Below are 18,781 nucleotides of genomic sequence, written 5' to 3'. Positions count from 1 at the left end.
TTTCATATACATATCATACCATATCATGATTCGATCGTAACGGTCTTCGTGTTCTTGTCCCATTTTACTTTAAGGCCTAATTGCTCGGAAACGAGACGAAGAGGGACCAAAGTCCTACCACCTTGAACCATAGGTGCCACAGCCGCCGAACTGCGTTTACCGTTGAGGATGAATTCCTTTTTGCCTACCGTCAATTCCATGAGCATGCCGCCTCTCAGAACGCCTACCCGCTGCGCGGATTGGTTCCAGGTCGCTTGCCCGCCGAAGGCGTCGAGCACATGCTTAATCGGAACATAGGTCGTTCCGTTTTTCAGGATTGGCGCGGAATCGATTGCCACTTTCGAACCATTCAGCATGAGCGATTTTTGCCCAATGGTCATGACCGCTTTACCTGTTGGAAGTCCTTCATTTCCTGACAGGGACGGCATCGTGAAGCGAATATCGTCAAAAGACACGGCCCCAGTCAATGCACGCTCGTCCTGGCCCTCTTCCACGTTCACGACATACAACCGCTTCATTTGGGCCGGGAACGCAATGTTATATCCGCTCAAATCGATGCTCAGCGTCTTCCAGCCGCTCCAATCAATCGCCTTAGCCAGATCGACGTACACGGTTTTCCCGTTATTGTCCTTGAGCTCCGCACGCAGCCAGTTCAGGCTGTTATCTCCCTCCACGTCAATCGTCATGGACGTTGCCTGTGCAGGAATCGTTTTGCCTGTCGTGCCATTCAGCTCGGCATAAGCGTACATTTTTTGTCCCAGCCCGCCTGTCATATCATAGGTTAGGTTCAAGACTTTGGAGGTTGCCCTTGTTCCGCTGCCGTTTTGGATCGCTGCCGTCCCGGTAACTGCAGGCACGTTGGTCGTGAACTTCACCGGGTAATTTACATTCTCGAAGTTCTCCCACGTGCTCTCGCCTGCTGCCGACAAAATAACGACTGTGCTAAATCCATCATAACGTGCGATGGCATAACCGACTTTCGTATTGCTGTTCACTGAGGATACGGTCAGGCGGCCGTCTTTGACGCTGCCTTTGAAGCCGATAAACTCCCATTTCAGCGCACTGCTCGGAACCTCCAAGCTTTGGCCGTTGCTCGTTACGGCGGTTACCGGTACGGAAACGCTCGTTCCAGCCTGCAGCGGTGCACTGGAAACGCCTGTAGTCAAGGCAACGAGATCATCCGCACCCAGCACCTTGACCTGCATCGTCGCTTTGGTGCTGCCGCTTACCGCCGTCAGGGTCGATGTGCCCGGCTTCGTTGCTTTTATGCTTTGGCCGTTAACCGCAAGGTTGCCATTGCTGGATTTCCAGGTCGGTTTAATCGAGCCAGCCTCAATGGGATTATAGTAAGTATCATAGCCCTTGAGTTGATATGTTCCGATTTGCCCAATCAGAAGTGTGTTGCTGCCGCTTACCTTCAAGCCCTTCAAGCTGCCTTTAGGTGCCGTCGAGAACACGCCGAGTGCATTTACGATGCTTCGCTGCGTCGTTCCGTACTCCGTGTTGAAGGTCAACTGGGTATTCATCTCGGCTAATGGTCGGTTGACCATTGTGGTCGATCCGCCGCCGTCGAGGTTCATTCCCTTCCATACGCCAACCTTCGTCATGAAATCCTGAAGCTGCTGCAGCGTCATGCCTTTGCTGTTATCGTTGCTCTCCGTGGCGATCAGGTAGGCGTAACGTCCGTCTTTGGAGTAACCCACTGCCGTACGCGCACGATTGCCTCCGAGATCATTCACGTTTCTTGAAAAGGACTTCGCTTTGCCGTTATCCACCAGTATCGTATGGCCGCCAATCATCATCTGCAGATTCGTAGGATCCAGCTTTTGACCGGTCTTTTTCGATACGAGCGCATAATCCGCTTCTAACCTCTGGCCTACGGCCAGGTTGTTCTTCACGAACTCGGCAGCGGCGCCATGCGTACGAAGAATGTAGCTTCCTTCCGGAACTGCCGTAGGTATTCCGGCCATCACCGAAATATCCGTTATGACCCCGTCGGTCACCATCACTTCGGTCGGTGTGCTTGAGCTGTTTTTCGGACGCTCCAGAGCCTTCCATGCACTCGTGTATATATAAGCTGCGTTCACATGGCTGTAATTCGATCCGGTACCTTCCGGTGTATATGCTGTTTTGTTCATGCCTGCCAGCGGGAATGTGGTTCCGTTCTCAGCGGTAATGCTTCCCGAAAAAGCAAACTCATCCAGGATCGGCTTTCCGTCATTCGTCACGGCAAAAGCATACATGCCTTTAAGATCCGAAGGCGACGACATCAAAAGACCATTCGAGACCTGAGCGCCCATCGGTGCTCCTTCTCTGCCGGTGTTAAAGAAATCCCCGTTGATCGCTGCTACCGCACCGTTTTCCTTCGCCATTCCGCCCGTGCTTTGTCTTGTTGTAAATTGATTGCCTTGCCCTGTCATGACATCCAGCTTCACATATTTGTTGTTGAGATCCACCCGAATGACATTCGCCAGCGATTTCGCGCCGGCACTGTTGATATACTGATACTTCATCAAAACCGCGCCGGACGTAATGATTTCCTCACCCAGCTTCTTCGCTGATGTGGTTGCCGCGTATGCTACCGAAGAAGTTGATAGATTCTCTATCACCGGTATACCGCTGCTTAGCACAGGGCCCACCCAGATGACCCCGGCCAATGTGATAATCAACCATTTCTTGCCCACGCCTGATTTTGCAGACTTCAGTGTTTTCCCCTGACTAACCATGTAATCGTAACTCTCCCATCTCTCGTTCAACACGGATGCCGAACATATAAAGTCTCTATTTAATAGACTTCATTTTTGAGGAAAAGTTACGAATTTGTTATAAAAAAAACACTTTCGCGTATCGTACACCAAGTCTTAGCAAAATTGTAGCGGCATTTTTTAGGAGCCTATGTAAATCAATCCTATGTTACTATATTTTCATCTAAAAGTAACTAGTTTGTCATAAAGTATATTCCTTTGTTACCAATTATTAATCAAAAATAGCCGATACCTACGCTAGATATCGGCATTATAATTATTGCATTTTTGTCATAAATTCAAATCCTTCTCCAGTTTCATCGCTACATCTTGAGAGGATTTAAAACACAAAAAGGCATGTGCCTTTTTCAAAAGAAAAATGGAATCGGCACATGCCTAAACTTTATATCCGGAACATATCCTATAATTACCTTATTTTACGCCAGCTTGTTCTTTCAGCGCATCGGCTTTGTCAACGCGTTCCCAAGGCAGATCCAGGTCGGTACGTCCAAAATGTCCGTACGCCGCCGTTTGCTTGTAGATCGGACGACGAAGATCCAGCATGCGGATGATTCCAGCCGGACGCAGGTCAAAGTTGTTACGCACAAGCTCAACCAGCTTCTCTTCGCTTACTTTACCTGTACCATATGTGTCGACACTGATCGACACTGGGTTAGCGACACCGATGGCGTAAGCCAATTGGATTTCGCACTTGTCCGCGAGTCCTGCGGCAACCAGGTTTTTAGCCACGTAGCGCGCCGCGTAAGCAGCGGAACGGTCGACTTTTGTAGGATCCTTACCGGAGAATGCACCGCCGCCATGACGAGCGTAGCCGCCATAAGTGTCAACGATGATTTTGCGGCCAGTCAGACCAGCATCGCCTTGAGGACCACCGATGACGAAACGGCCGGTAGGGTTGATGAAGTATTTGGTTTCTGCGTCCAGCAATTCAGCCGGTACGACAGGAAGAATGACTTGTTCTTTAATATCCTTCTGGATTTGCTCCAGTGTTGCTTCTTCGGCATGTTGAGTCGATACCACGATCGTATCCACGCGGACCGGCGTATTGCCGTCATACTCGATCGTTACCTGAGTTTTACCGTCCGGACGCAGGTAATCCAGCGTACCGTCTTTACGTACCTCGGACAAACGACGAGCAATGCGGTGAGACAATGCAATTGGAAGAGGCATCAATTCTGGCGTCTCGTTCGTTGCAAAACCAAACATCAGACCTTGGTCACCAGCACCGATGTTCTCCGTTTCCTTGTCCACTTGGGAAGGATCACGATTCTCCAGTGCAGCGTTTACCCCCTGTGCAATATCGGCCGATTGCTCATTCAGCGATGTCAGCACCGCGCATGTATTGGAATCAAAACCGTATTTTGCACGGGTATACCCGATTTCCTTCACGGTATTGCGTACGATGGATGGAATATCCACGTATTCAGATTTAGTGCTAATTTCACCAATGACCAAAACAAGACCAGTCGCAACGGAAACTTCACAAGCTACGCGTGCGTTCGGATCGTTAGCCAAAAAAGCATCGAGTACCGCATCAGAAATCTGGTCACAGATTTTATCCGGATGTCCTTCAGTTACGGACTCAGATGTAAATAAACGTCGCCCTGTTAAAGACATGAGATCAACCTCCCATATGAATAGTATGTGATATATCAAGAGGTCCTACACAAAAAATGAACCTTTTCCGACAGGAAAAGGTTTGAAATGTACAATCCTCAACATGCATATTAACTTATTTGTTACCAGGTGTCAATCCAGTTAGTGAGCTGTTTTTCAAGGATTTTCTTGGGTTTTTCAATCGAATGTTAATCAAGAATAAGTTCCGTCTTATATCGAAAAATGACTACAGTCTGCCGAAGAGGCTTTGCTCGGCGTTCTGAACCAAACGCTTCGTGATCTCTCCGCCAACGGATCCGTTCTCGCGGGATGTCAGATGCCCCCATCCAGCGCGACGGCTGGAGGAACCTCCTCCGATGGCTCCAAGCTCAGAACCGAATTCCGTATCTGCTCCATACGAGCTGCTGCCATATCCCACCGGTAATCCAAACTCTGCTGCGATTTCGTATTTCATTTGCTTCAGCATTTCACGACTTTCCGGAACCACTTGACGATTACGACTGCTGCGTGCCATGAAAATACACCTCCTGTATTGGTTTTTACAGAAGTAGTATGAGTCGATTTCAAAGCACTCACACGTATAAAACGTTGTCACAACTGGCAATAATTATAAGAGGATTGTACCGGACGAAAGTTATCACGTACTTGGTGGAAGAGGCAATATTATTAGGGGCTAACGCCCCTAGTTGATGACACTATTTGATGGTGTACCCGCCGCGTACCATGACAATCAGATTGCTTGTCTGGCCTTCTTTCACCTGGATACCGCGACCTTCACGTGGGAAGGAAAGCAGATGGTTCTTAGGCGCCGTTTCGCCATTTAACAGGTCTTTACCATCGGTAAGATCCGCAACGCCGCTAGCGACTTCTGTGTAGATCACAGCGTTACCTGAACGCACGATGAATTCCGTACCTGCGTCGGCGATTAGAATCTTGCCTGGCTTCAATGCAACGTTCTTGACTTCATCGGCACCTTGGGATGGTTGGGTAGGATTGGTTGGGTTGGTAGTCCCCCCACCACCTCCATTAAGTGCTTGCTGGATTTGTTGGTCTACGTAACTCTTGGTGACGACTGGGTCGTCGGTGGTGCCGGGGGTTGTGCCTGCGCCTGTTACTTGGAAATTCAGAAACGAACCTACAAAAATACTGCTTCCTACAATAAGCACTCCGAGTGCCATTTTGTAAGCTTTTCGCATATTATTTCTCCTTTAAAGCATGTAATAAAAAACTGCCCGGAAAGAATTCCGGACAGTTCTTTTGTAACAAAGAGATTATTACTTCTTGATGATTTCCTTGTAAATAGCGTCTGCAGCGTTGTCATTTGCATCAACGATATATTTACCTTTTGCAACGGAAACTTGACCACCTTCAGTTGGATTGTATGGTTTGTCAAGTTCTACACGAACAACTTTCGCGTTAAGGTTTTTAGCACCTTTTACAGTAACTGTGCTACCGTCAACATACACTTTGAATGCATCTGGAGTATAGTATACTGTAACGTCTTCGTTGAATTCAATGTCTACATAGACAGATCCGACAACGGATGTTGCTTCGACTGCTTCTGGTACGATACCATCGCCGATAGCTTTATTATCTGCGGTATTAATTACTGCAATCTTGTGGCCAAGATTATCAGAACTTTGAGGAGTTCCAACAGTTGTCAAAAGACCTAAGTTTGCTGGATCCAATTTACCGTTCAATGTGAACTCAACTGTTGTTACACCATTATCGAATGTTGGCTCTCCAGCTGTTCCTGTACGCTGTACTGAACCTGTTCCGAAGTAAAAGTCGCTTGAAACAACAGATGTAACGTTCCCGTTGAATTCAACTTTCACTTTATCAAGAGCAGTTGCTTTAACTGACTTCACTGGAATAGCTACGCTCGCGGAAATTGGAATTTGAAGATCAGTCAGATAATTTCCGTTAAGATCAGCAACGTTTACTACGCGCAGATCGGCACCAGTCAGCTTAGCAGGATCAAAGTCCTTCTTAGGAATAGTAAGACGAACTGTTTCAGCATTTCTCAAAGTTGGAGCTGAAGCATTTTTAGTAGGGAATGCACTGTAAACAGTACCAGTTACGTAGCTGTACTTGTTAATATCCAATGCAGAACCGTTTCCTTCTACTGCAACAGCTCTGTTAAATTGAACATCAACGTACACATCATCATTATCGGAAGTGCTATCTACCCATGCTCTTACAAGTTGAAGTGCATCGGAGTTAGTAACATCAACCGAAAGAGTTTGTGGCAACATCGTGTTTCCGATGGAAGCAGTATCACGAATGTTAGCTACGTCCAAAGTGTATTTTCCTGCTGGCAATTTGCCAATGGATTTAATTACTACACGATTGTTATAAGTCTTAGTTGTACTCACTTCAAAAGTAGGAACATTGACAGGTTTACCGCTATTAAAACCTTTGTCAGTTACAACTTCACCTTTAGAATTTTTCAGTACGAAGTTGTCACGGTTTTGAATGTCGCTCAATTTAACATCTTTAGAGAACTCGACAGTCAAGAGGGTGTTGTTATCTTTCACATCTACTTTAACATCTGTAACTGTAGGACGTGTAGTATCCAGTACTGGAGTAACTTTCGCCTCACGGTTTGCAGAGTTATCGCTGTAGTCTCTTACACCATCAAGATAGATCGTGTTTTCACCCAAGCTCAACTTTTTGCTTTCAGTGCTGAAAGTCAGAATAACAACATTATCCTTGATTTCAACTTTATCAGCAGTTTTGCCGGAAGAAGTATGATAAGCCTTATCTACAGATTTAACGGACTCATTGAATTCAACTTCAACTTTAGTCAAATCTTTAGTTTTTACAGATACCACTTCTGGAGCTGTTTTATCTTCAGCTACCGTGAACTTAACATCTGTAGGGCTCACTTTGAAACTCGCAAAGTCAGTTACGCCTTGAATGTTCAATGTATGCTCGCCTACAGCAAGATCAGTAGTGATGAAAGCTACGTTAGGATAAGTGAATTTCACCCAGCCAGATACTGCTTTACCATCGATTTTGTAGTTAGAAATGTTGGAAGCTGTTGTAGCTTGAACTGGCTCGGAGAATACCACTTTAAATGCTTTCGTTCCGAGACCTACAACTTCAGTTACTTCTGGAAGTTGAGTATCAACCGCTCTGATAGTTACAGTTTCTTTGAAAGTTCTGGAACCGTCAGAGTTTTTCACGCCATTGATTTCAAACTTAGCATCTTTTTGCTCAGGAAGTTTGCCACCGTCTTGAGCAACTAGCAAAGATACACTGCGCTTGTCAGCAGACAATGTAGCAGATTCGAAAGTTACGCCAGTAACTTTGTAGTTATCTTCGTTTTCTGCAGTTTTAGCTTCAACTTCACCATCGAACTTAACAGTAACTTCTTTGTAGTTGGTAGCAGTTACGGAATCGATCTTAGTAGCTGCAGTTACAACCCAAGTTACGCTTTCAGTGTAGTCGTAGCTGTTATGGGAGAACTTAACTTCTGTAGCTGTGTTAGCTTTCAAAGCAGTTTCCAAAGTTACTTTAACAACTTCGTTGTTAGCAAGTTTGAACTCAACTACTTTGCCGTCTTCCTTAACTTCGTAAGAAACTACAGCTGGTTTTTGTTGAGCCAGGTAGATGGAATAAGCAACGTCAACCAGTTGGGAACGGGAAGCGTTCGCTTTAGGGTTCGCTTTAGCGTCTACCAGACCAGCGTTGATTGCTGCTTGCACATAACCTTTAGCCCAGTCAGAAGCGTTGTTGTTCGTTTCAGTTGGGATTTCGAGTTTTTGTGCAGTAACGAGAACCTTCGCCATTTCTTGAACGGTGATTTTACCGTTGAAGTCGAAGATCATTTTTGTTGTGTTTTTACCTTCCATCAGACCTGCAGCGTAAACTGCTTCTACGTAAGGAGCTGGCCATTTGTCAGCTTTGTAGTTTTTGTCTTTGAAAGATGCTTTGCCTTCGATTGGCTCAAGACCCATGATACCAACCAGGACTTTAGCGAACTCAGCGCGAGTCATTTCTTTGTCCAGGCCAGCAGTTCCGTCTGGATAACCAGTGAAGATCCCTTTTTCTTTCAGTACATCAAATTTCTGTTGAGTGTTGAGTGCGTCGTCACCGAATGCAACAGAAGCAAACATGGAGAATGCCATTGCTGTAGACAGTGCTACGGATAAAATTTTCTTCATAACCTTTTTTTCTCCTCCTTGAATCATCACTTGATTATTTTCTTTAATTTGGTAGCTCTTATCACTCATTTGTCCTGCACCTCCTTTCCCGAGTTGAGCATAAATCATAAATGATGTCTGTGACGATATCACAGAATCTTGTTAACGAGAGAACACTACATACTAGAATAGATTCCTAATCCTACCTAGGTATTATACAACGAGTCCCCAACACCGTAAAGAACATTTTTCTAATTAATAGACAATCTTCTTGCATCGGATAATCTTGGTTACTTCGTTGGGCTCTACATTATAAACGTTTGATTTTCCAAAAAGTTGCGGCAGTTGCAAAGTTTTTTTAAAAAATTTTTTCAAAGATCCCCTGCTTCATATAACAGGCCTTCATTTACATATTGCGACAACAAAAAAAGACGCCTTATCGGCGTCCTTTGTAGAATGCTAGCGAATCTTCATAGCGAGCTGGATAATCCGCGCACGCATCTCCGGATTGCTGTGGAGCGTGCTGTACATCTGATCGATCTCCGCTTTATTCGTACGATATGTCTTATCATGTTTAATTGTAGTATGTGACCATTGGATCAACGCATTCTCAGCCGCTGTCATTTCGTTAAATGAATCATGAAAGCCTGTCTCAACAACGAGTCCCTCCATGACTTCCTGAGTTATCTCATCATGAGTGGCACGAGCCAGCTCAATCTTCTTCTCCATCACTTTGGCTTTTTCCTCGAACTTGGTCTTCGCCTTCATGTAGTCGAGCTGCGCTTTTGATAATATCGGCTTCATAAATTCATCTTCACCCTCTAAAAATAGTATGTGCTTCCGCTATTGTAGCGTATTCTACATGAAATTACAAAACAATAGATATTGGTAAACGGTTTCCGCGGGGCATATGACGCCCATAAGATCTTGTTAATTATGACATATATAACCTGTTCCTTAAAGGCTGCACAGGAAAAAACGAGAGCACTGCCAATAGAAATTGGGCATCGGCTCTCGTTCCTTTTGTCATGCAAATCCTAACTTATGAATAATGGCTTACAGCATTTTCAGCTTGCTCATCATGCGTTTAACGACGGTTGCCGTATCGGCACGATTCAGCACCGCATCCGGGTTGAAGTTATACGTCGGCTTTCTCTCGCCTTCCTTCAAGCTGTTCGCAACGCCGGTCAGAATGCCGGCCTTGCTTACGGCAAGAATGGCTGGATAGGAGTAGTTCGACTTGATATTGCCCACATCTTCGAATTGCTTCTGAAGCGCAGCTTTATCTTTTTCGACTTCACCCATCTTCAGGTTCAGCGCGCGTGCGATCATGTTGGCCGTTTCCTCGCGGGTCAGCTCCATATTCGGAGCAAAGCTTCGAGGCGCAATGCCGCGGATGATCCCTTTTCTGGCTGCCGTCTCGATGTAACGGTAATCCCACTGCATGCTGTTGACGACACTTTCCTGATAAATGTCATCAAAGGTCAGCTTGTTCTTGTCGGTATCGTAATCCAACGGAATATCCAGCAGCTTCACGATAATCGTAGCAAATTCGCCGCGAGTCATCGGATCGTACACGCCGAACGCATCCTGCTTGGACGCTTTCATGTATCCTCTGGCCAGCATCAATTCAATATCGTTGCGGGCCGTCTTATGCGAGATCGCATCAGAATAGCTGTAACGCAAGGATTTAACGGCGTAGTAACCGAAGCCCTTGAATGGAGCGGTAATGGTTTTCTTCTTGGCATCTACTTTTCCGCCGATGTTGATCCAGGTCCCTTGGGACGGGTTGTACCACCAGATGCCCAGGTTGCTGGAAGCCGAATTCACCAGCGCGGAATCGTATTTCAAGGTAATCGTACCTTTTTGGGAGAGCTCCATCCAGTTCTGTGGAATCAAACGTTGATGGAATTCGTGCCCTTTTGCGTACGGATGCGTTGCCGCTTTTACATTAAAGTCTTCCACGTTGCTGCTGTAGGCATTAAGCGAACCTGCATCCAGCCAGTAAAGCGGAGACGCATATCCGAAATGCGCAGCCGGAGTGAAACGGAACGCATTGTTGTTATCCCCTGGAATCAGGGACAGGCGTCCGTCCATTTCCACGCCGTTCTCGATTTCGCCGATCCGGTTATAGGCTTTAATCGTACGACCATCGATCTGGTTGGCAATGCCGAACAGGATGTCATGCTCGCCGAGCAGGTTGATCGTTGGCACTTCAGCCGTAGGGCTTGATTTCGCCTGCTGAAGCACGGTGCCTTTCGGCAAGGACAGCGATACGCCGCCTTTAAATACGGACACTTTACCGGACTTCGAAATATTCGTTTTAAACTGGGAGCCTTCCGTTGCATCGTCGGTGTACGTTACGACGAATTGGCCGTTTGTCTTTTTGGTGCCTTGTTCGATCGTGAACTTGATGGTGTTTTTGCCGTTTTTCAGGTTCTTGACCTCAAGACGGAAAATGTCGCTGATTTCGGATTTCACCATTGGCGTTTTGCCAATCAGAATGGCGTCCGCGCCTTCAGCCTTGATGCTTACCTCTACAAAGTTCTGTTTCAGCACGCCTTCGTTCGGAAGTTTAGGAGACAGCACTTGATAAGGTGCACGTTCGCGCGTGATTTCGATGGTATCGGTTGTTGTAACCGACTGATAACGCGATCCGATGCTGATTGCCTGTAATCCAACCTCTGGAAGTGCGAGCTCTTTGAACACCACGCGGGCCGAGCTTGAGTTGGCTCCGTTGACAATGGAATAGTACAGGCTGTGATCCGCTTGATTAATGGCATCCAATTGCGTCTTCAGGGCACCGCCCGAAAGAGTCCAAGTACTTGCGTTGTCTTTGGTAAAGACGGCAAAGATCGTTGGCGTAGGATGACTGAGGTTTACCGTAATCTCATCCGTGTATTCTACTTCAAAGCGCAGACCTAAAGCTTTTTCATATGTGTTGTAAGCATTCTCAGCCGTTTCTCTGAACAAGCCGTCCGGATCGGATTCCGTTGCGGAACCAACCGGGAATGGGATCATGTTTTTGATAACCGAACGGGTATCGCTAAAATAAAGCAGGGTCAGCTTCGTTGAGATTTTCCCGCTCTTATCGGCGACCACCAACGTATTCGGACCTGGAATCAGCTGCAGGAACGTCGTATCCGTAAAGCTGAATTCCCCGTTGCCGTTCACGTTCAGATCGCGAGTGTTACCGTTCAGGGAAATCGTAAGTCCTGTAGTCCCTGTGTAGTTGACAATGCGTCCTGTCACTTGGTTGAAATCTGAGCTGTTCTTAAATACCTGGTTGTTGTACAAATTGAAAATATCGATATAAGAAGAAGATAAGAACGTCACCGGGATGACTTTGGTATCGGAAACGCCCGACCCATTGCTGACCTTGATGATCAGATTTTGCTGACCTGTCGGCAGGTTCGTGATTTTGAAAACCGTGTTGCCGTTGTAGGTAAACTTCTGGGCGATCGTGCCGCCGCCCTTGCTGGACTCAATCTCCACATTGCCTGCGTTCACTTGATCGACCATCAAATAGATCGGCAGCTCATTCAGGACGGTGTTGTTACTGCTTGGGAAAATAGATTGGGAGGTAGCCGATACCGTTCCTCCGCTCTCCGTTACGCCGTACAATTGATACACCTGCTTGATGGTAGGCGCATTGACATCGCGATAAGTAAATGGATTCTTCACATCGAAGCCAGTAGTAGAATCCTTAGTGAGTACAAAGTAATCCCCACTCTGAGTGATACTGGTTGTGCCAGTCGTTGTAAAAGGGTACATCAAGGTATTGCCCAACACGCTTGCCGCACCTACGGTTGCTGGCGAGGTGGTGATCGGATTTGTGGATCCTACCGAGAATACGGATACTTCAAGAATCGGGGGAACCGCCGGGGTACCAGCCGGAGGAGCATCCACGATCACATAACCGGAGATAACGCCGTTAACCGTACCGGTTACAACCGCCTGCCCATCGATATTTGTGCCGCCAATCTTCAGTTGATTGACAGTTATGGAACCTGTCGAATGATAAACGACCTGTCTATTGATGGTCTGGGATTTCGATTCGGAGTTCACGACGATCACCAGATCGTTGACGCCCTTCTGCAGCAGGATCCCTGCGGAGTAATACGTATCGCCGCCGCCGGCATACATATTCTGCCCATTGACGGTAACACCCTTGGATCCATTCGTCGCTTTGACGGAAATGCTGACGGTCTGCGTAGTAACGACAACCGGCTTGGAAGCATTCTCTTCCAGAACGCGTCCGTCACTGAGCGCTACTTCGTAAACAGCCGGTACATCGGAGAACTTCACATAGGCCGTAGCACTCATCTGCTGCCCTTGGGTGCTCATACCGGACACGATGATTTTGTTCACGCCCTGATTCAACTGTACATTCAGGAACTCGAACGTATTCGCTGCTTCGTCCAGGATCGGCTTGACGCCGGTGCCGCCCGTGGTCGTGTCATCGAAACGTTTGATTTCATAAGAGATGGTATTCGGATTAATGCCGTTATAGGTACCCGTAACCGAAATCGAGCTCCGGTTCTCCGGCGTTGGAGAATTCGGATCCGTACTTAGATTGGAAAAGTGAAAAAACAAGGCTCCATTTGCAGCTGAAGCCGGTAATGCCGGAATAAGGGAAAAGAACATAGCAATGGCCAATAACAGGCTTGCTATTGTACGGAAATTTTTCTTCAACGGTTGTGCCTCCTTGATCATTCGGACGTTGGCGTCCGTTTTGGGTGTTGCGTCGTTCACTGGGTCCCCTCGCTTTCACTGACAGATTGGTACTTGCGCATAGTTCATATATCGGTTCCAGACATTCAATTATTTAGAAAAAAACGCAAAAAAGCCTCACCCTTTTTGGGCGAGGCTGGCATGTCCGTACCGGACTCATAATGAAAAAGAATAAGTTCTATTTGGTGCGGCTTTCGGGATTTGCCTTCATCCGCATCCGGTTAATCAGCCCGAGAATCGGCCGTTTGGTCTTGCCGACCAGTCCGATGACTTCGGCACCGATCTGCATGAAACACATCATGACGCAGATGACCACAAACGTCACCCAGTTCGCTTCATACATGGCAGCCGACGATTGAATGACGGCCAATACGCCGAAAAACGCGGCAATGACGTAAATGATCAACACGGTCTGTCGATGGCTGAATCCAAGCTCGCGCAGGCAGTGATGCAAATGGCCCTTGTCCGGAGCAAAGATCGGTTTCTTCTGGATTTTGCGGCGAATGATCGCGAAGAACGTATCCGACAACGGAACGCCGATAATGATCAGCGGCGTAATAAAGGATACAATCGCAATCTGCTTAAATCCAAGCAGGGACAGCATGGCCAAACTGAATCCAAGGAATAATGACCCCGTATCTCCCATGAAAATCTTCGCCGGATGGAAGTTGAAAAACAGGAAACCGATAATGCTGCCGAGGAGCAGCAGGCAGAGCAGGGCTACGGTTGTGTTGCCCATCAAGACGGCCATGACCAGGATCGTGCCGATCGCAATGCCGGATACGCCTGCTGCAAGTCCGTCAAGCCCGTCAATCAAATTAATCGCGTTCGTTACGCCGACGATCCAGAAGATCGTGAGCGGAATCGATACCCAGCTCTCCAGCATGGAGTAACGGTCCTGGAACGGTATATTTACAAAGTCCACGGTAATATTAAATCCGAATACAACTACGCAAGCAGCTGCAATCTGAGCCAAAAACTTCACTTTGGCCGAAAGTTCAAATCGATCATCCAAGGCCCCGATCAATACGATCATGGAACCGCCGATCAGAAATGCCTTCATGAAGTTGGCATCACGAGGCGACAGGCTATCCGGCAAAAAAGGAAGAACCGCAATCAGTCCAAGAATAAAAGCCAGATAAATGCCGAGTCCCCCGAGTCGGGGCATGATCCGGGTATGAACCTTGCGGGCATTAGGAACGTCAACGGCACCAATCTTAACCGCAAACTTTTTTACAAGCGGCGTTAAGAGCAGAGCGAGCGCCAGCGATACGATAAACCCGATGATGTATATCATTAACATGTAATCATTCGACCCCCAATAAAAGTCTACCGGTTGAATTATACTCCCTTCGGGTCCGAAAACCAATGCCAATTTCCGGTGATTTCCCGGATTTTACCCACAGAAATGAGCCATTTAGCTCGATTTCGTTACGTTTTCTTTCTCGCGCAGCACTTTCACTACGAATTTCGGCAGCGCAAGCATTCTTTTGTAACGGGTAGGCTCCTTCAGAAGGCGATAAAACCATTCGAGACGCAGCTTTTGAAACACCTTCGGTGCCCGCTTCAGCTTGCCGGAGATAATGTCGAAAGATCCCCCGACGCCCATCACGACCGGAACCTGGAGCGCCTGTTTATGCTGGGCAATCCAAGGCTCCTGGTTATCCGCACCGCGCGCCACAAACAAAATATCCGGTGAAGCCGCCCGTATCTGTTCGATGACGGCAGCATCTTCATCTGGCCCAAAAAAGCCGTCCCGGCAGCCGCATATAATTGCAGCCGGATATTGCATTTGTAACCTTTCGGCAGCTTCCTGAATCACTTCGGCGGTAGTTCCCAGCAGAAAGAACTTCCATCTATAGGTTTCCCCGACCTTCAACAATTCATGTAAAAGCTCGAAGCCGGTTACGCGTCCCTCCAACGGATCCCCGCCCACACCGGCGGCCCAGACGATTCCGGTGCCGTCCGGAACGATGATTTCAGCGCTTTGCATCATCTCTTTATACTCCGGATTGTTGACGGCCGTCATCACCATGATCGGATTCGCCGTGATCACATGATGGGGCTGCCCCGACTGCACAGCCTCTGTCAGGTATTTCACCGTATCTTTCATGCCTAGCTTGGAAAACGGAATCTCGAATACCGATACGGTAGGAAATGGATAGGTCTGTTTCATGTTTTATCATCCTCTATGGCGTAAATATTGGGCAATATGGCGTGCAGGCATGGCAGCCTCGCGCTTCAGCACGGCAATCTGCTCGCCATGCTCCGCCTTCCATGCCGCTGCATCGTCCAACAGCTTCAGCATCTGATCCTTTAATACGTTCGGGTCAAGAGATTCACTGCTTCCGACAGGCTCGCTGCCAAGCCGCTTCAAGAAGTGGTTGATTTTCGGATCATAAGAAATTCCGAGCAGCGGCACGCTCTGATTCGCGGCATAGATCAGGCTATGCAGGCGCATGCCCAATATCATATCACAACGGCTAACCTCGCGCAGCATGTCCTGCGGCTGCTTCTCATCGCGATAGAAACTCAAGGCAGAGCCATTCTTGGAGATATCGCCCATGGCATCCGCTATAAACTGCGAAGCCTCAATATCATCCGGCTGATGAAAAGGAAGAAAGCGAAGATGCACCGGTCGTTGTCCGGCCAACACCTTTAAACCTTCCGCTACAGCCTTCAGCTCTTTTCGTTCCGGATGCCAATACCGAACCGAAATACCAATGACCGGCAGAGAGCCTTTCGTGTCTCCGCTTGATGACGAGGATGCCTTTACAGGTTCTTCGGATGATTCGTGCTGCTCTTCTATAGAAGAAACTAGTGCAGCTTCATTCTCTTTCGACGCTGATCCCGGGTGGGAATCCCGATGGACACCCTCTCCGGCCGGCAGCGGCAACCCCATTACCGGGTCCGGCACGACGTGCACGGCTTCCCCCGATATTCCCATGGACTGAAGCAGTTCGCCCGACTGCATGTCCCGCACCGAGATATACGTGCATTTACGGAAGATCGAGCGAATCATCGGATAAAACAGTTTACGGTTCACCGGGCCAACGCCTTGGGCATAAATAAACGTCGGTTTACCGAGCCACTGCGCGATCTTGAGAACGCCCAGATAGTAAGGAATGGTCTTCGGACTGGTGGCATCCTGCAGCAGGCTTCCTCCGCCGCTGATCAAGCCGTCGCTGTCCTTGATCGCCTGTCGAACCTCGCCGAGCTTCATGCGATGAACGGATTTAACCCCATAGGCAGCCGAAGTCCATTCCGGATCAATGGAAAGCACAACGGGGTTGATATCGACCCCCGCTGCCTGTCCTTCCTGCTCTAATGCGGTCAGAATCGATTTCAGCACCGCTTCGTCACCGCTATTTTTAAATCCGTAATATCCGGAAATGACTATTGTCTTAGAAGTGGAGACCATCGTTTCCAGATCCTTTCTGCCACTTGCCATACCAATATCGCGATCAATCCGATGATCAGGCCGAGTCCAAGGCCCAATACGACGCGAATCGCCGAAATATAGAGAGGCGTGTGAATATGCGTGAATGTTCCGACCATCGACAGCTGCCCCATCACGCCGATAATGAGAAGGTATACGGCATGACGATACTTAAATGACAGGAACACGCCGAGTACCATCATCGGATGAGCGAGCAAGAATTCCTTGTTACGCGGACGTACGCCAAACGTATTTTCCAGGAATGTACGGAATGTCATTTCGATCGAAGATACGGACCCTGCATTACCTGTACGGGTGAGATAGTACCAGCCAACGATGGCCACAATACCCGCTGCGATGACCCATGTCAACGAGATCGGTGCTTTAAGCAGCTTCAGAATTGCGCTGTAAGTCGATCCCCCGCGATATAGAACCACGTAGATCGCAATAAGCCCAATCGGAGCTGCGGCAAGCAAGCTCACGCCACGGAACTGATCCAGCACGAGCATATAGGTCACATTGTTCAATAACGCAACAACGATCGGTACAGCCGCAAGCGACAAAATCGAGGTTTTGACCAGCAATACGATCGAATGGGTCACTCTTCTGCCAGGACTCATGTCCGGAATGCTCTTCTGCGTTTCATTGACTTTGCGAATGGCCAATATGACGGCAACCGTTGGAGCGCTGATCGCGGCAAATAAAGCCAAGGCCTGTTCAAGCAATGTCGGCTTTAGAACATATAATCCGGCGCTGCCCACAAGCCCGATCAGGAAGGCTGCAATCGTCAAGAACGGAATGTAATAGGAAATCATGAGCGATATCAACGCGATGGCTCCGACGACCGCCCCAAGCTTGAAGTAACGCTGCAAGGACGAGTCGGTTACTTTAAACGGCTCTGCAGGCCCCATGGTAAATCCATTGTCTTCGATCTGCTTGATGGCTTGGCCCGATCCGGTCAAACTGTCAATCAGATTGTCGAGCGGATGCGTAACGGTAGCCTTGGTCATATCCCGGCTCGGCTCTGCATTCAAATAGAACATCCGAATGTTACGGTCTTTGGATGCCAAGGCAAAGCGGTCCCCGATAACCTCGGGCTCCAGATTAGCATCCCGCTCGCTTAAGGAATAAATACGGGTTACGTTGTAATCCGTTAAATAGGCAAGTTTCGTAAAGCCTTTTTGCGGACGCTTGATATTCTCAATCGCCACGAGGCCGATCCCATGTTCGTTCAACAGTTGGCCAAAGGAATCCAGGCTTTTCATGTCGGCTTGATCATTGAAACCTCTGGCGGAATCCCCTTCAAACAGAATGCGTTTCACGCCGTTATCCGCGAAGTAAGCCATCAGCTTCTCCATGTAAGCCTGGTCATACGGAAGACTGTCCGACAGACGCGGCACAATGTTAAAGCCCTTCTCCCGCAGCATGCTGATCGTAATCGGGTCTGGAGACAACGGTTTAATGACCGCATTGGAACGCGGAGTTTCCAGCACCAATCCGTCCACTGCGCGATCGAACTGCCATGATCTTACCGGAATCCCCAGTCTCGTGAACGTGTCTTGAATGATGGGTTTAATTAAAGCTGCGCTTTCCTCGTTCAGGAATGCAACATACGTAAAATTCTCGTTCGGGGAGACCGTCGTACCTGTCAGATCGGCGACCTGCTGCCCGTCATATACCGATATCCGCCGCGATTTCGCCAGCTCGTCCAGCGTGCTTTCATAAAGCGCCATACTGATCACGCCAGCGTCTTTCAGGCGATCCAGCTGCTCGGATATAAAATCCTGCGGCTTGGATTGATACACCGCGACATCCAACAAATCCCGATAATCAAACACCAACTCAACGTTCTTTGATGTTGATTCTGTTTGCAGTCGGTCATAACCTACAGGCAGGGCCGCTGCAACGCCAAGAACAACCAGAATCCACAGCCACTTGCGGGCTGCCGTGTTCCAGCGTTTCCATTTCTGAACCACGAAAGTACCTCCTCATCGAACCTGCGGGGATTTACGATGGAGGGCAACGGCAATTTGATGCCTTGCAGCAACCATCGTAAATCCCCTTCGTTCTCTTCTCTC

General features: G+C 48.1%; 11 protein-coding genes. All 11 read right to left on the bottom strand.

The window, feature by feature from the left end:
• Positions 1-23 precede the first annotated feature (23 nt).
• Positions 24-2,726: a stalk domain-containing protein gene (locus JNUCC32_RS27360; RefSeq protein ID WP_192570402.1), complete on the bottom strand. Its 2,703-nt coding sequence runs from the start codon at positions 2,724-2,726 to the stop codon at positions 24-26.
• A gap of 450 nt (positions 2,727-3,176) precedes the next feature.
• The gene (metK, locus tag JNUCC32_RS27355; protein WP_192570401.1) at positions 3,177-4,382 is read right to left on the bottom strand and encodes a methionine adenosyltransferase; all 1,206 of its coding nucleotides are present in this window, start codon (positions 4,380-4,382) and stop codon (positions 3,177-3,179) included.
• A 226-nt stretch (positions 4,383-4,608) separates the two neighbouring features.
• The gene (locus tag JNUCC32_RS27350; protein ID WP_015737730.1) at positions 4,609-4,896 is read right to left on the bottom strand and encodes an alpha/beta-type small acid-soluble spore protein; all 288 of its coding nucleotides are present in this window, start codon (positions 4,894-4,896) and stop codon (positions 4,609-4,611) included.
• A 181-nt stretch (positions 4,897-5,077) separates the two neighbouring features.
• Positions 5,078-5,578: a hypothetical protein gene (locus JNUCC32_RS27345; RefSeq protein ID WP_192570400.1), complete on the bottom strand. Its 501-nt coding sequence runs from the start codon at positions 5,576-5,578 to the stop codon at positions 5,078-5,080.
• A 78-nt stretch (positions 5,579-5,656) separates the two neighbouring features.
• Entirely contained in the window at positions 5,657-8,620 is a 2,964-nt protein-coding gene (locus tag JNUCC32_RS27340; RefSeq protein ID WP_192570399.1) for an S-layer homology domain-containing protein, read from the bottom strand.
• A 369-nt stretch (positions 8,621-8,989) separates the two neighbouring features.
• The gene (locus JNUCC32_RS27335; protein WP_009594240.1) at positions 8,990-9,334 is read right to left on the bottom strand and encodes a hypothetical protein; all 345 of its coding nucleotides are present in this window, start codon (positions 9,332-9,334) and stop codon (positions 8,990-8,992) included.
• A gap of 252 nt (positions 9,335-9,586) precedes the next feature.
• Positions 9,587-13,225, bottom strand: a complete 3,639-nt coding sequence (locus tag JNUCC32_RS27330) for an S-layer homology domain-containing protein (protein ID WP_192570398.1) — start codon at positions 13,223-13,225, stop codon at positions 9,587-9,589.
• A gap of 217 nt (positions 13,226-13,442) precedes the next feature.
• Positions 13,443-14,567: a glycosyltransferase family 4 protein gene (locus tag JNUCC32_RS27325; RefSeq protein WP_009594254.1), complete on the bottom strand. Its 1,125-nt coding sequence runs from the start codon at positions 14,565-14,567 to the stop codon at positions 13,443-13,445.
• 114 nt (positions 14,568-14,681) lie between these two features.
• Positions 14,682-15,440 (bottom strand): WecB/TagA/CpsF family glycosyltransferase, encoded by a 759-nt coding sequence (locus JNUCC32_RS27320; protein WP_192570397.1) that lies wholly within the window; start codon positions 15,438-15,440, stop codon positions 14,682-14,684.
• A 6-nt stretch (positions 15,441-15,446) separates the two neighbouring features.
• Positions 15,447-16,685: a polysaccharide pyruvyl transferase CsaB gene (csaB, locus tag JNUCC32_RS27315; RefSeq protein ID WP_192570396.1), complete on the bottom strand. Its 1,239-nt coding sequence runs from the start codon at positions 16,683-16,685 to the stop codon at positions 15,447-15,449.
• Positions 16,661-18,679, bottom strand: coding sequence for a DUF5693 family protein (locus JNUCC32_RS27310; protein WP_192570395.1), 2,019 nt, complete (start codon positions 18,677-18,679; stop codon positions 16,661-16,663). Before JNUCC32_RS27310 ends, csaB begins: the two co-directional genes overlap by 25 nt.
• Between the last annotated feature and the right edge of the window lie 102 nt (positions 18,680-18,781).

Source organism: Paenibacillus sp. JNUCC32, from assembly GCF_014863545.1.
GTDB lineage: Bacteria > Bacillota > Bacilli > Paenibacillales > Paenibacillaceae > Paenibacillus_AQ > Paenibacillus_AQ lautus_A.
Note: the sequence above shows the minus strand (reverse complement) of the source record. Positions and strands in the feature narration are given on the sequence as shown.

Coding starts and splice junctions, on each gene's coding strand:
- JNUCC32_RS27340 (WP_192570399.1), bottom strand. CDS start 8,620: ATGAGTGATAAGAGCTACCAAATTAAAGAAAATAATCAAGTGATGATT.
- JNUCC32_RS27345 (WP_192570400.1), bottom strand. CDS start 5,578: ATGCGAAAAGCTTACAAAATGGCACTCGGAGTGCTTATTGTAGGAAGC.
- JNUCC32_RS27335 (WP_009594240.1), bottom strand. CDS start 9,334: ATGAAGCCGATATTATCAAAAGCGCAGCTCGACTACATGAAGGCGAAG.
- csaB (WP_192570396.1), bottom strand. CDS start 16,685: ATGGTCTCCACTTCTAAGACAATAGTCATTTCCGGATATTACGGATTT.
- metK (WP_192570401.1), bottom strand. CDS start 4,382: ATGTCTTTAACAGGGCGACGTTTATTTACATCTGAGTCCGTAACTGAA.
- JNUCC32_RS27350 (WP_015737730.1), bottom strand. CDS start 4,896: ATGGCACGCAGCAGTCGTAATCGTCAAGTGGTTCCGGAAAGTCGTGAA.
- JNUCC32_RS27325 (WP_009594254.1), bottom strand. CDS start 14,567: ATGTTAATGATATACATCATCGGGTTTATCGTATCGCTGGCGCTCGCT.
- JNUCC32_RS27360 (WP_192570402.1), bottom strand. CDS start 2,726: ATGGTTAGTCAGGGGAAAACACTGAAGTCTGCAAAATCAGGCGTGGGC.
- JNUCC32_RS27320 (WP_192570397.1), bottom strand. CDS start 15,440: ATGAAACAGACCTATCCATTTCCTACCGTATCGGTATTCGAGATTCCG.